This window comes from Brevundimonas sp., from assembly GCF_046295075.1.
In the GTDB taxonomy this organism is placed as follows: domain Bacteria; phylum Pseudomonadota; class Alphaproteobacteria; order Caulobacterales; family Caulobacteraceae; genus Brevundimonas.
Window position 1 is genome coordinate 13,568 of record NZ_JBKBOC010000003.1, and the last position, 13,214, is coordinate 26,781.

Annotated in this window: 16 protein-coding genes and 3 tRNA genes; 16 read left to right on the forward strand and 3 right to left on the reverse strand. The window is 65.7% G+C overall.

Features of this window, described 5'->3' with window-relative positions; all coding sequences use genetic code 11:
* Positions 1–62: 62 nt before the first annotated feature.
* Together msrB and ACK4MH_RS03410 are read left to right on the forward strand one after the other, a co-directional pair.
* Positions 63–557, forward strand: a complete 495-nt coding sequence (gene msrB, locus ACK4MH_RS03405) for a peptide-methionine (R)-S-oxide reductase MsrB (protein ID WP_409714782.1) — start codon at positions 63–65, stop codon at positions 555–557.
* Between the two features lie 48 nt (positions 558–605).
* A complete protein-coding gene (locus tag ACK4MH_RS03410) occupies positions 606–1,193 on the forward strand; it encodes a hypothetical protein (RefSeq protein WP_409714785.1) in 588 nt (195 codons plus the stop codon).
* Positions 1,194–1,259: 66 nt separating this feature from the next.
* On the opposite strand, the gene ACK4MH_RS03415 is transcribed toward ACK4MH_RS03410, so the two are convergent.
* Positions 1,260–1,334 (reverse strand) — tRNA-Thr (locus tag ACK4MH_RS03415).
* 110 nt (positions 1,335–1,444) lie between these two features.
* Between ACK4MH_RS03415 and ACK4MH_RS03420 the strand changes: the two genes are divergently transcribed.
* From ACK4MH_RS03420 to ACK4MH_RS03485, 14 genes are all read left to right on the forward strand, one after another.
* Positions 1,445–1,642, forward strand: a complete 198-nt coding sequence (locus ACK4MH_RS03420; RefSeq protein ID WP_409714788.1) for a hypothetical protein — start codon at positions 1,445–1,447, stop codon at positions 1,640–1,642.
* Positions 1,643–1,758: 116 nt separating this feature from the next.
* Positions 1,759–3,048 carry a UDP-N-acetylglucosamine 1-carboxyvinyltransferase gene (gene murA, locus ACK4MH_RS03425; protein WP_409714791.1) on the forward strand — a complete coding sequence of 430 codons (1,290 nt, stop codon included), beginning with the start codon at positions 1,759–1,761 and terminating at the stop codon, positions 3,046–3,048.
* Positions 3,038–3,538, forward strand: a complete 501-nt coding sequence (locus ACK4MH_RS03430; protein ID WP_346495472.1) for a DUF2948 family protein — start codon at positions 3,038–3,040, stop codon at positions 3,536–3,538. The genes murA and ACK4MH_RS03430 overlap by 11 nt, the downstream gene beginning before the upstream one ends.
* Positions 3,535–4,002, forward strand: a complete 468-nt coding sequence (locus ACK4MH_RS03435; RefSeq protein WP_409714794.1) for a UPF0262 family protein — start codon at positions 3,535–3,537, stop codon at positions 4,000–4,002. Before ACK4MH_RS03430 ends, ACK4MH_RS03435 begins: the two co-directional genes overlap by 4 nt.
* A gap of 103 nt (positions 4,003–4,105) precedes the next feature.
* The gene (gene infA / locus ACK4MH_RS03440) at positions 4,106–4,324 is read left to right on the forward strand and encodes a translation initiation factor IF-1 (RefSeq protein WP_008261544.1); all 219 of its coding nucleotides are present in this window, start codon (positions 4,106–4,108) and stop codon (positions 4,322–4,324) included.
* Positions 4,325–4,906, forward strand: a complete 582-nt coding sequence (locus ACK4MH_RS03445; protein ID WP_409714797.1) for a Maf family protein — start codon at positions 4,325–4,327, stop codon at positions 4,904–4,906.
* Positions 4,903–5,937 (forward strand): ribonuclease E/G, encoded by a 1,035-nt coding sequence (locus ACK4MH_RS03450; RefSeq protein ID WP_409714800.1) that lies wholly within the window; start codon positions 4,903–4,905, stop codon positions 5,935–5,937. Before ACK4MH_RS03445 ends, ACK4MH_RS03450 begins: the two co-directional genes overlap by 4 nt.
* Before the next feature lie 3 nt (positions 5,938–5,940).
* Complete coding sequence (locus ACK4MH_RS03455; RefSeq protein ID WP_135195741.1) at positions 5,941–6,105, forward strand: DNA gyrase inhibitor YacG; 165 nt, start codon at positions 5,941–5,943, stop codon at positions 6,103–6,105.
* Positions 6,106–6,168: 63 nt separating this feature from the next.
* Positions 6,169–6,244, forward strand: a tRNA-Phe gene (locus tag ACK4MH_RS03460).
* A 536-nt stretch (positions 6,245–6,780) separates the two neighbouring features.
* Positions 6,781–7,668: a MotA/TolQ/ExbB proton channel family protein gene (locus ACK4MH_RS03465; RefSeq protein WP_346495468.1), complete on the forward strand. Its 888-nt coding sequence runs from the start codon at positions 6,781–6,783 to the stop codon at positions 7,666–7,668.
* Positions 7,669–7,673: 5 nt separating this feature from the next.
* Positions 7,674–8,108: a biopolymer transporter ExbD gene (locus tag ACK4MH_RS03470; protein WP_409714805.1), complete on the forward strand. Its 435-nt coding sequence runs from the start codon at positions 7,674–7,676 to the stop codon at positions 8,106–8,108.
* Positions 8,109–8,122: 14 nt separating this feature from the next.
* Positions 8,123–8,842: an energy transducer TonB gene (locus ACK4MH_RS03475; RefSeq protein WP_409714808.1), complete on the forward strand. Its 720-nt coding sequence runs from the start codon at positions 8,123–8,125 to the stop codon at positions 8,840–8,842.
* 150 nt (positions 8,843–8,992) lie between these two features.
* Positions 8,993–9,069, forward strand: a tRNA-His gene (locus tag ACK4MH_RS03480).
* Positions 9,070–9,181: 112 nt separating this feature from the next.
* Entirely contained in the window at positions 9,182–10,168 is a 987-nt protein-coding gene (locus ACK4MH_RS03485; protein ID WP_409714811.1) for an aldo/keto reductase, read from the forward strand.
* A 76-nt stretch (positions 10,169–10,244) separates the two neighbouring features.
* Here the strand turns inward: ACK4MH_RS03485 and ACK4MH_RS03490 are convergent, their stop codons facing one another.
* Complete coding sequence (locus ACK4MH_RS03490) at positions 10,245–10,667, reverse strand: DUF2147 domain-containing protein (protein ID WP_409714814.1); 423 nt, start codon at positions 10,665–10,667, stop codon at positions 10,245–10,247.
* Positions 10,668–10,783: 116 nt separating this feature from the next.
* Positions 10,784–13,123, reverse strand: a complete 2,340-nt coding sequence (ligA, locus tag ACK4MH_RS03495; protein ID WP_409714816.1) for an NAD-dependent DNA ligase LigA — start codon at positions 13,121–13,123, stop codon at positions 10,784–10,786.
* Positions 13,124–13,214 lie beyond the last annotated feature (91 nt).

Here is a 13,214-nt window from a genome sequence, read left to right on the forward strand (position 1 = left end):
CCGAACGGATCAGGGGGCGGGCAGGGGTGGAACCCCGGCCCGCCCCTTCCCATTTGCAGATCATGACCGATCTCGCCCCAACACACGAAAGCCTGCGTTCGCCGTCGGGCTTCGACCTGACTCCGCCGAACGACGAGGAACGCGCTCGTCTGGAAGCCGACCTCACCCCAGAAGAACGGCGAGTCCTGCTGTCGCACGGCACCGAGGCGCCCTTCTGCGGCACTTTGCTGGGCGAGAAGCGGGCAGGGGTCTTCTGCTGCCGCGAATGCGGCCTGCCGCTGTTCAGGAGCGGGACCAAGTTCGAGAGCGGCACCGGCTGGCCCAGCTTCACCCAGCCGGTGGACGAGAGCCACGTTCACGAGATTCGCGACACCAGCTACGGCATGGTCCGCATCGAGACCCAGTGCGCCCGCTGCGGCAGCCACCAGGGCCACGTCTTCCCCGACGGTCCGCCGCCGACTGGAAATCGCTATTGCATCAACTCTGTCGCGCTCAGTTTCGTCGCCGAAGGCGAGGCTCTGCCCGACCCGCTTAAGCGGGGCGACGGCGTCGCCTGACCTTGGCCTCAATCGCTGTGCTAGGATGATTTCGAACGGAGGCGGCCCATGCTGATTGCAGGTTTCTTGGCGAGTGCGGCCCTTGTCGCGGCGGGCGGTGATCCCGACGGCGTCGTCACGACCGCGCCGTCCAACGCCCCGACCTTGGCCCAGGCCATGGCGGCCGCGCCTCAAGAATCGCTGACCGCCCCCACGGCCCAGGACGCTGCTCCGCACGGCCTGACGACCGAACAGCAGATCCAGAACTGGATCAGCTCGCGCACGCCAGGCGCCAGCTTCGACGAAGGCGCCGAGGTCGGTCCGCCGGCGGAGCGCAAGATGCACGGCATGGTCGAGGCCGGAATCGGCACCGGCGGCTATCGCAGCTATGGCGCCGCCGTGTCCCTGCCTGTGGGCGAGAATGGTCGCCTGGACCTGGCCTATCGCGAGGGGCGCAACGAGCCCTGGGGCTATGGGTACGGCGGTTACGGCCTGCGTGGACCGGGCTTCTACTCGCCCTACGGCGGCGGCTGGCGCGGTCGGGGCTATGGCGCGGACACCACCACCAAATCGATGTCGATGGGCTTCAGTTGGAGCAAGGACGGCGATGCGGAAGCGCGCGATCCCTATCGTCGTGGGCAGTACGGCTACGACTGACGGCTCTAGGCCTGCTCTGGAAACTCAAAAAGGCCCGGCGAAAGCCGGGCCTTTTCAGGTCTCAGATGGTGCCGCCGGGGGGAATCGAACCCACGACCTCAGCCTTACCAAGGATGCGCTCTACCACTGAGCTACGGCGGCCCCGACTGAGGAAGCGGCCGTATAGCCAAACCCTTCCGGGGAGGGAAGCGCCTTTTTGGTCCTTCGAAAGAAAGTTTGGACATGGCCCGTTATCACGGCATCATCCGGCCATGACTCATCCTCCGCATGACGCCGACACGCCTGCCGCCACTGCTGCGGCGACGCCGCCCGTCGAATCGGGGCCGGAGTTCGAGATCGCGCGAGCCAAGGCCGAGAAGGCGATCCGTCTGGCTTCGGCGCTTCGCGCCAACCTGCGCCGTCGCAAGGCCCCGGCGCGGACGCCGGCGATGCCGCGCGACAGCAACTGACGCATCGCAACTGAAAGTCATCGGCTCGCGACCTCGCAGCCCTTTGGCAAGCGTCCAACGGCTTGCTAGAGAACCATCCCCCCGAGGCGTTTCCTTCGGGCGCGCTTAAGGACGTCATGGACAGCATCGCCATTCAGGGCGGCGCCCAGCTTTTCGGGGAAATTCCCGTCAGCGGCGCCAAGAACTCCGCCATCAAGCTGATGGCCGCCTCGATCCTGACGGATCAGCCTCTGCTGCTGACCAATATGCCGCGTCTGGCGGACACCCGGTTCCTGGGCCAACTGCTGCGCCAGTTCGGGATCGAAGTGACCGAGCGCGACGGCGCGGACGGGCAGGAGAGCCTGTTTCATGCGGCCGAGTTGACCTCAACCTTCGCCCCCTATGATCTGGTTCGCCAGATGCGGGCTTCGTTCAATGTGCTGGGGCCGCTGCTGGCCCGAACAGGCGAGGCCAAGGTCTCGCTGCCCGGCGGCTGCACCATCGGCGCGCGTCCGGTGGACCTGCACCTCCAGGCGCTGACGGCGCTGGGGGCCGAGATCGAGCTGGACGAGGGCTATGTCACTGCTCGCGCGCCCAAGGGGTTGCGAGGAGCCGAGATCGAGTTTCCGTTCGTTTCGGTCGGGGCGACCGAACACGCCCTGCTGGCCGCCGTTCTGGCACAGGGGACGACCGTGCTGCATCGCGCCGCGCGCGAACCCGAGATCGGCGATCTGGCCCACTGTCTGACCGCCATGGGCGCCAAGATCGAGGGCATCGACACGGATGTTCTGACCATCACCGGGGTCTCGTCGCTGAACGGGACGACCTGGTCGGTGATTCCCGACCGAATCGAGATGGGCTCCTACGCCGTCGCCGCCGCCATGGCGGGGGGCGAGGTGCGCCTGACGAAGGCGCGGGCCGAGCTGATCGGCTCGCTGACCGACAAGATGATCGAGGCCGGGGTCGAGGTGTCGCCCACTGCCGACGGCGTGCTGATCAAGCGTGATCCGAAGCAGCGGCTTAAGGCCGTGGACGTCGAGACGGCTATCTATCCAGGCTTCGCCACCGACCTGCAGGCCCAGTTCATGGCCCTGATGACGACGGCCGAGGGCGTCAGCACGGTGCGCGAGACCATCTTCGAGAACCGTTTCATGCATGTGCCGGAACTGGCGCGGCTGGGGGCGGACATCTCGGTCCACGCCGGCGAGGCCCACGTCAACGGTGTCGAGGTGCTGCACGGCGCCCAGGTCATGGCGACCGATCTGCGGGCTTCCATGTGCCTGGTCATCGCGGGCCTGGTCGCCGAAGGTGAGACGACGGTTGGACGCGTCTATCATCTGGATCGCGGCTTCGAGCGTTTGGAAGAAAAGCTCGGCGCGTGCGGCGCGGACATTCGACGCATAAAAGGAACAGGTGATGAGCACTGAGATCGACGGCGTCATCTCCGAAGCCAAGGCGCCGGTCGAGCCGCTGCGCCTGCTGGCCGAGGATGCCGACGATCTTCAGATCATTTCCGCAGCGCTGCAGGACGCCATCCTGCGGCCGGTCGATATCGTATGGGAGAAGAGTGCGCGCACCCTGACCATCGCCTTCAGCCGCTTCTGCTGGGAATGCGGCGAGACGCGGGTGATGTGCGCCATGCAGTTCGGCGACGTGCTGGCGGTCAAGAGCCGTCGCCTGTCGCGCAGCCCAGACGCCTCGCTGGAATTGCTGGCGCTTGATTTCATCCCGACGGATGCGCCCGGCGGCAAGGTCATCCTGATGTTCGCCGGCGGCGGGGATTTGCGGATCGACGTCGAATGCCTGGACGCGGTGGTCACGGACATTTCCGAGCGGTGGCCCGCGCGGGTCGCGCCGACCCACCTCGACGGCCCGGATCTGGACGCCCCCAAACGCGATGAAGGGAATGCGGCATGAGCGGTCCCCACACGCTGGCTTCGGTCGAACTGGACGCGGTCACCTTGCCCGCCGCCACGGCCGAGATCGAGCACGAGCGCCGGGTCGCCATCTTCGATCTGGTCGAAAAGAACAGCTTCGAACCGGTCGGTGCGGAGGGCGGACCCTATAAGCTCAAGCTGTCGCTGCAGGACAATCGGCTGGTGTTCGACATCGATGGCGAGAACTTCAGCCGCACCTACGCCATCAGCCTGACGCCGCTGAAGGGCGTGATCAAAGACTATCTGCTGATCTGCGACAGCTATTACGAGGCCCTGCGCGGCTCGTCTCCCAGCCAGATCGAATCGGTCGATATGGGCCGTCGTGGTCTGCACAACGAGGGGGCCGACCAGTTGAAGACACGACTGGACGGCAAGATCGTCGTCGATCATGAAACGGCGCGGCGGCTGTTTACGTTACTGTGTGCGCTCTACCGTCGCGGCTGACCTCGACTATCTCTGCGTTTTCGGGCATTAGGCCCCTCCATTCCGCCCCTCGCGCCCGCCCGGCGTGGGGTCGAACGCATTTTAATCGGGCGTGAGAGGCCGCATGGCTAAGGAAGAATTACTTGAGTTTCCCGGCACCGTCAGCGAACTGCTGCCGAACGCCACCTTCCGCGTGACGCTTGAGAACGACCACGAGATCATCGCCCACACGGCAGGCAAGATGCGCAAGAACCGCATCCGCGTGCTGGCCGGCGACAAGGTCCTGGTCGAAATGACCCCTTATGACCTGACCAAGGGTCGCATCACCTATCGCTTCAAGTAAGTGACGACGGCGCGTCCAGAATTGGTGCTGGCCTCGGCCAGTCCGCGCCGCATCGAACTGCTGGCGCAGGTCGGGATCACGCCCGACCATATCGATCCTGCCGATATCGACGAGACGCCGTTGAAGGGCGAAACGCCGCCGCGTCTCGCCGAACGTCTGGCGACCTCCAAGGCCCAGGTGATAGCGGCACGACGTCCCGACGCCGTGGTCATCGCCGCCGATACTGTCGTGTCGGTCGGTCGTCGCTTCCTGGAGAAGGCGGGGGACGAGGCTGAGGCGATCCGTTTCCTGAAACTTCTGTCCGGCCGCAATCACCGCGTCTTCACCGGCGTGGCGGTGGTGCGCGACGGCAAGCTGTCGTCGCGGGTCAACGAGACGCGTGTGACCTTCAAGCCCCTGTCGGACCACGAGATCGCGACCTATGTCGCCACAGGCGACTGGCGCGGCAAGGCAGGCGGCTATGGCATCCAGGGGCCGGCCGGAGCCTTCGTCCAGCGAATTGTCGGCAGCCATCCGTCGGTGATGGGGTTGCCGGTTTATGAGGCCGTCCAGCTGTTGAACGGCGTCGGCTGGCGCGCATGAGCGGCGCGGTCGAGGTCTTCCTCGACGAGACGCCCGGCGAGACGCGCGGCGCGGTCATGCGCGACGGGCGCTACACCCATCTCCTGATCCATCGTGACGACGACGCGGCCCAGACGCGGCTCGGCGCACGGTCAATCGGGCGGGTGACCGAAGTGAATCAGGGCCTGCGCGGCGCCTTCGTCGATATCGGCGCGGCTACCGCTGCCTTCCTACCCTTTCCCCGCAACGACCGCCTGAGCCAAGGCGAACGGCTGGAGGTCGTCGTCACGGCCGAGCCTCGGGCCGGGAAGGGCGCTGTGGTTCGCCGTCTAGGGCCGGGGGAGGGGACACCCCGCCTGCTTCAGGCCGCGCCCAGCGTCGCCGAACAGTTGCGCGAACTCGCGCCAGACGAGGAATCAATCGTCGGACTCGCCGCCATCGACGCGGTCATAGAGGCTGAAGAAGAGGCCCTGGCCCGGTCCTGCGTCTTCGGGTCGCACGGAATCGATTTGGCGATTGAACGCACCCGCGCGCTGGTGGCCGTGGACATCGATTTCGCTTCTATACCCGGTCGTGACCCGAAACAGGCGAGGGTGGTCGCGAATCGTGAGGGGCTAAGACAGGCGGCGCGGCTGATCGGGCTTCGGAACTGGGCCGGTCTGGTCGTCATCGACCTGGTCGGGGACGGTCAGGACGCCGAGGCGCAGGCCAAGAGCGCCAGGGCCGCCTTCGCCCATGAACCGCAAGCCGTCTTCGGACCCATCAGTCGATTCGGCCTGTTGCAGGTGTCGCTGCCTTGGCGACGCACGCCGATTGAGGAAATATTGCTCGACGCCAGTGGACTGCCCTCGGTCCAGACCCGCGCCCTATCGTTGGTGCGATCTCTGCGGCGTCAGCTCTTGTCCGACACTCTATCTCCGCGCATCACCGCACGCTGCGCGCCGGAGGAAGCCGCCATTGCTGGCCCGCTGACGGCGCGACTTGGGCCGCGGTCCCATGTACAGGCCGACGTCGCCGTCCCCGCCGGCCACGGCCGTATAGAAGAGAGTTGAGCCATGGCGACCTGCCCCATCTGCCGCAAAGCCGACGCCGATCCCAAGTACAAACCCTTCTGCTCGCGCCGCTGCTCCGAGGTCGATCTGCAGCGCTGGTTCACAGGCGGCTACGCCATTCCTGCCGCCCTGGACGAGGGCGCCGAAGATGATGGCGAAAAGGACTGATTGGGCGCTGGACAGGCGGAAAAGCCTCCCCTATAGACCCGCCTCTCGCGACGCCGCGTCGGCGCCTGGATAGCTCAGCTGGTAGAGCAGCGGATTGAAAATCCGCGTGTCGGTGGTTCGAACCCGCCTCCAGGCACCATCACTTATCTCACATCACAACGTCATACGTTTGCCGCATCATCCAATGCCGGGATGCCGTGCGTCGTACGGTCAATCTACAGGGTGACGGAGGGAATGGTCTTTGTTTCGACCATTCAGGGAAGTTTCCCTCACGAGAGGTCTGTTTCCGGCAAGCCTGCTCTAAATGACGCTGGATCATCATGAAAACGTCGCGTCGCTACGTTTTAATGTCGGGGTTGGGTGGAACTTTTCTCCATGTCTCTCGACTGGCTAAAAGCCGCTCTTGTCCCTTGACGCTCCGGTAAGGGTTCGTCAAAGGGTTGAGACGCCTTCCCAAGGGAGGCGTTAATACGGATTACAGGAGACGCGCTCTCCGAAGGTTCGATCATCAGAGGCTGGGCGGGCGACCGGACAGTCTCTACCGAAGATTTCAGCGGGCTCGGATCCTCGATAGGACGGGGCGCGTTGAAGGAAACATTTCAGGTTGGGGGGCGGTCGCTGACTATGGCCGCACCTTTGGTTCCACGAGTCAGACCAAGCAGGAACTGGCGAATTATGCTGAACAGCAAAAAGACGAACATCCTTCTCGCCATGGCGGGCGCCGCCGCGCTGATGGCGAGCTCGCCGGTCTTGGCTCAGGCCCCGGCCGAGCCGACCCCGGCTGCCGCACCTGCGGCGACCCCGACGGCAATGGCTCCGGCCGCCGACGCGGCCAACCCCGAAAGCATGAACGAAGCCGTTGGCGGCGGTCACGGCGGCGACATCACGCCGATCTCCATGTTCATGGAAGCCACGGTCGTCGTTAAGGTCGTCATGGCCGGCCTGATGCTGGCCTCCATCCTCTCGTGGACCCTGCTGCTCATCAAGCTGTTCGAGTTCGGCGCTCTGAACCGCAAGACGGACAACTTCCTCGAAAGCTTCCGCGGCGCCCGCACCATCGCTGACATGCGCGCTGTCTCGACCCAGGAAGAGTTCGACGGCAACCCGCTGGCCGACATGGCCGCCGCCGCCACCGAGGAAGTCGAGCTGTCGCGTCAGGCCGGTCTGTCCGTCACGGGCGATCACCTCGACTCGGCTCTGGGCCGCGCCGCCGCCGCCGTCACTGCCGTTCAATCCGGTCTGGCTCTGCGCCTGTCGGGCGGACAGCAGTTCCTGGCTTCGGTCGGTTCGATCGGTCCGTTCGTCGGTCTGTTCGGCACCGTTTACGGCATCATGAACTCCTTCATCGGCATCGCGCAGTCCAACACGACCAACCTGGCCGTCGTTGCTCCGGGTATCGCCGAGGCCCTGCTGGCCACCGGTATCGGTCTGTTCGCCGCTATCCCGGCCGTTGTGTTCTACAACTACTTCAACACGCGGATCGCCGCCTACGGCACCCGCGCCGACGGCTTCGCCGCTGAGCTGCTGAACGGCATCTCGCGTCAGCTCGACAAGGGAGCGTAAGACGGATGGCCGCCAAGATTAAATCGGGCGGCGGCGGCAACCAGGTCGAGGCCAACAGCGACATCAACGTCACGCCTTTCGTTGATATCATGTTGGTCTTGCTCATCATCTTCATGGTCGCGGCTCCGCTTGCTTCCGTGTCGGTGCCGGTAGAGTTGCCAATCGCCGTCGCCAAGGCGGCCCCGAACCCGCCCAAACCGGTCTATATTTCGATCCAGAACGACGGCGACGTCTATGTGGGCGACTTCCGGACCGACGTCGGATCCCTGGGTGAAGATCTGAAAGAACAGATCGGCGCCCGGAACCCGGCGGATGAGCGGATCTTCATTCGGGGCGACCAGAACACCCGTTACGGCGACTTCATGCAGGTCATGAATGCGCTCCAGGATAACGGCTTCTATAGTGTTGCACTGGTCGGCGAAGACCAGGCGACGAATTAGGGTGCGGAGATAGAATGACAGACGTCGAATATCATCGCAGTCGTTACGACGTACCGAAGGCCAAGGGCTTCATGGGGGTTTCCTACCCCGTGCTGATCGTCTGCCTGCTGGTCGTCACCATCCTGTTCGCTCTGCTGATCTTCTTCTTGCAACAGTCGAAGTTCAAGCTGAAGGAGTTCAACTACGTCGACGAGTCCGTCGAGGTCGAGTTGGTCGAGCCGGTTCCGCCGCCTCCGCCTCCGCCGCCCCCGCCGCCTCCGCCGACGGATACGCCTCCGCCGCCGAAGCTTCAGGTGCGCGTGCCGGCACCGGTCCCCAACGTCATGCCGCCTCCGCCGGTGAACATCACACCGACGAAGAAAGAAGACCGCGTCGAATATACGGGCCCGCCCGTCAATATTCCTGGACCGCCGCCTCCGCCCGCACCTCCGGCTCCGCCGCGCCCGTCGACGATCACCAACGTTCAGTGGTCGCGTCAGCCGCGTCCTACTGCTGACGACTTCCCGGCCCGTGCGCTGGAACGGGAAATCAGCGGTTCGGCTACGGTCGAGTGCACTGCGCGCTCGAACGGCGCACCGGCCAACTGCCGCGTGATCTCGGAAGAGCCCGCCGGCATGGGCTTCGGCCGCGCCGCCATTCGGGTGGTTCAGCGTGGACAACTGTCCCCGCGGACCGTCGATGGTGCGGCTCAGGACGCTACGTTCCGCGTCCGGGTGCCCTTCACCCTCGGGTGATCGCCACGGCAATAGACAAGACGCCCCGGAGAGCAATCTCCGGGGCGTTTTCGTTTGTGCAGTCTGCGTCTGAAATCTCTCGCGAAATGTCACGAAGTCGCTTGATCGCTTCCCGCATGCCCGGTAGAGAACGCGCCTCGCGATGCGCGGGCCGCCTTAGCTCAGTTGGTTAGAGCGCCGGTTTGTGGAACCGGAGGTCCTCAGTTCAAGCCTGAGAGGCGGTACCATCGCAAAGCGCGGCCGGGCTTGAAGCCCGCCGTCGCAGCGACCATCTCCTGATCATCGGCCCCCCACTTTAGGGTTTTGGGTCGATCCCCCACATCGATAGGAGAAGGCCTCATGAAGACGCGCAAGCTGGGTCCGAACGGTCCCGAGGTTTCGGCCATAGGTCTGGGCTGTATGGGCATGAGCGCCTTCTACGGCGGCTCGGGTGAGGCCCAGTCCATCTCAGTTATCCATCGCGCGCTCGACTTGGGGATCACCCTGTTTGACACCGCCGAGATGTATGGCCCGCACACCAACGAGGTCCTGGTGGGCAAGGCGCTGAAGGACCGGCGCGACCAGGCCTTCATCGCCACCAAGTTCGGCATCAACTACAACGCCGACCGCACCAAGCTTATGACCGACGGCAGTCCGGCGAACGTTCGCCGCGCCATCGAGGGCAGTTTGCAACGCCTCGGCGTAGATCACGTCGATCTCTACTATCTGCACCGCGTCGACCCGGACACGCCGATCGAGGAGACGGTCGGGGCGATGGCTGAACTGGTCAAGGAGGGCAAGGTGCGCTTCCTGGGCCTGTCCGAGGCCGCGCCCGACACCCTGCGCAAGGCCCATGCGACCCATCCGATCACGGCGCTGCAGACGGAATATTCGCTGTGGACGCGCGATCCCGAGGAGGAGCTGTTTTCGGTCGTGCGTGAACTGGGCATAGGCTTCGTGCCCTACAGCCCGCTGGGCCGGGGTTTCCTGTCGGGCGACATCACCTCGATCGACGATCTGGACGCCGACGACTTCCGCCGCACCAATCCGCGCTTCATGGGCGAGAACTTCCAGAAGAACCTTGATCTGGTCGAGGCGGTAAAGGCCATCGCCGCCGGCAAGGGCGTCACCGCCGCCCAACTGGCCCTGGCCTGGGTGCTGGCGCAGGGCGAGGATCTGGTCCCGATCCCCGGCACACGCCGCATCGCGACCCTGGAGCAGAATGCGGCGGCTGCGGACGTCATCCTGACGCCCGAGGATCTGGCTCGGATCGAGGCGGTCTTCCCCAAGGGCGCCGCGACGGGGCATCGCTATGCCGAGGCGGCGCGGGCAGCCTTGAACCGCTAAGGCCGATAGGCGGACATGAAAAAAGGCCCGGTCGGATCGCTCCGGCCGGGCCCTTCGTCTGTACGGCGCTTCGATCCTATTGGATGCGGGTCCAGGTCTGGGTCTTGCACAGGGGGGCGACGACGCAGCCGCGCAGGTTCAGGCTGTTGTCACCGGTCATGGTGATGGTGCCGCGATAGGTGCGGCCGTCAGCCGGATTGTAGACCGAGCCGTTGCGCCATTCCGTCGGGCCGCCGGTGAAGCCCGTCAGCATGGGCAGGTTGCGAAGCGTGCGGCTGCGCAGGGCGGTGTCGCGGTTCTGCGTGTCGCGGGCGTCGGCGTCAGTGCGGATATGGTTCGAGGTGACCAGCGTGCCGCACAGCGCCTGACCACAGCGCGCGATGCGAACCTGGCCGCCGTTGGTCGGCGTCTGCCACAGGCCGGTCGGATCGCCAGCCAGGGCCGGGGAGGCGAGGGCGGCCGCCAGCGTGGCGGCGGCCAGCATGATCTTGATCTTCATAGTCGTTCCCTTTCGTCGGGTCGGTTGCACCGCCCGTTGAAGGCGACGTTGATCCCGGTTTCAGTTGAAAACAAGGCTGAAACAACGGGTATCGCCAACGAAAACCGGACCTTAAGTCAACTTTGAGCGTCGATCAGGGCCAGCCATTCGTCCTCGGTCAGAACCTGGACGCCGTGCTTCTCGGCGTCCTTGAGCTTTGATCCCGCGCCGGGGCCGGCGACGAGGTAGTCGGTCTTTTTCGACACCGATCCCGAGACCTTGGCGCCCAGGCTTTCGGCGCGGGCCTTGGCTTCGTCGCGGGTAAAGCGTTCGAGGGCGCCGGTGAAGACCACGGTCTTGCCGGCGACCGGGGTGTCGGACTTGGGCCGTTCGGCGTCGAGGATTTCGGTCAGTTCGGCTTCGAGCGCGGCGACGACTTCGAGATTGTGCGGCTCATGGAAGAAGTGGGCCAAGGCCAGGGCGGCGACGGGGCCGACGCCGGTGACGCCGGCGATCTGGTTCAGGATTTCGGACGGGCCTTCCTCGCGCGCCACCCGGGCCAGTTCGATCAGGCCGGACCAGTCGTCCGTCATCGTCGCCAGCGAACGGCGGGCCGGGGCGGCCATTCCGGGGAAGGCCTGGCTGATCTTCATGTCCATGGTCGCCTCGGGCCAGGGATCGGCGGTGGGGGGCGTGGCCTCGGCCATCAGGGTCAGGACGCGGGGCGATATGGCGTGGGCGGAGGCGAGGGCGGTCCAGGCGTCGGACGGCACGCCTGAGGCGGCCTGGAGGCAGGCGGCCTTCAGCGCGGGCCAGCTCTCGAAGGCGCGGGCCAGGACGATGGAGGTCTGTTCGCCGATGTCACGTATGCCCAGGCCGAACAGGAACCGGTCCAGCGAAATGACGCGGCGGGCGTCGATGCCGGCGACCAGGTTGCGGATGCTGGTTTCGCCATAGCCGTCGTCGCGTTCCAGTTCCTTCAGCCGCGCCGCGTCGCGGGCCAGACGGAAGATGTCGGCCGGCTCCTTGATCCAGCCGCGCGCATTGAAGGCGACCAGCTGCTTCTCCCCCAGGCCCTCGATGTCGAAGGCGCGGCGGCCGACGAAATGTTTCAGCCGTTCGACGATCTGGGCGTCGCAGATCAGGCCGCCGGTGCAGCGGCGCTTGACCTCGTCGCCCTCGCGCACCGCCTCTGACCCGCAGACCGGGCATTTGTCGGGGAAGACATAGGGGACGGCGTCGGCGGGCCGCAGGTCCGTAACCACGCCCAGGATCTGGGGGATGACGTCGCCGGCGCGTTGCAGGCGCACCGTGTCGCCGATGCGGACGTCCAGACGTTCGAGCTCGTCTTCATTATGGAGGGTGGCGTTGCGGACGACGACGCCGCCGACGGTGACGGGGTGGAGCCGGGCGACGGGGGTCAGGGAGCCGGTGCGACCGACCTGGATGTCGATGCCCTCCAGCACCGTGGTCGCCTGTTGCGCCGGGAATTTGTGGGCGATGGCCCAGCGGGGGCTGCGGGCGACGAAGCCCAGGCGGCGCTGCCAGTCGAGGCGATCGACCTTGTAGACCACGCCGTCGATGTCATAGCCCAGGGTCGCGCGGTCGCGTTCCAGCTCGCGATAGACGGCGATCAGGCCTTCGGCCCCCTCGACCCGGCGCGAGCGGGCGTTGACGGGGAAGCCCCAGGCCTTGAGTTTTTGCAGGGCCTCCCACTGGGTCTCGGCGAAGTCGCTGGAGTGTTCGCCCCAGGCGTAGGCGAAGAAGTTCAGCGGCCGTTTGCCGGTGATCCGGGCGTCCTTCTGGCGCAGGGAGCCGGCGGCGAAATTGCGGGGGTTGGCGTAGGTGCGGCGGCCCTCGGCCTCGGCCGCCGCGTTAAAGGCGGCGAAGGCGTCGTTGGGGGCGTAGACCTCGCCCCGGATCTCGATCCGGTCGGGCCAGTCGTCGCCGGCTAAAGTCTGTTTCACATCGGAGATGGTGTTCAGATTGGTGGTGACGTCCTCGCCGGTGCGGCCGTCGCCGCGCGTGGCGCCGATGGTCAGCCGGCCGTCCACATAGAGGAGGTTGGCGGACAGGCCGTCGATCTTGGGCTCGGCGACGAAGGCGATGGGCTCGTCGGCAGGCAGTTTCAGGAAGCGGGCGATGCGGGCGACGAAGTCGCGCACCTCGCCCTCGTCGAAGGCGTTGTCGAGGGACAGCATGGGCACGCCGTGGCGCACCTCGGCGAACTGGCTGGAGGCGACGGCGCCGACCTTGTTGGACGGGGAATCCGGGCGGACCAGGTCGGGGAAGGCGGCCTCGATCTCCAGATTCCGCGCGCGTAGGGCGTCGTAGTCGGCATCGGAGATTTCCGGCGCGGCCTCGGCGTAGAGGGCGTCGTGGCGGGCCATCTCGTCGGCTAGCCAAGCCAGGGCCTCGGCGGCCGATTCGGCGGTCAGATATTCAACAGAAGTTTCGAGAGGAATCGCGGAGGCCATTTCGTCGTCATATCATCTGTCGCGGCGGCCGTGCATCGCGCAAAGCCGATGATGACAGAACCGTAGGCTGACGGCCCGATCGGTCGGCGCT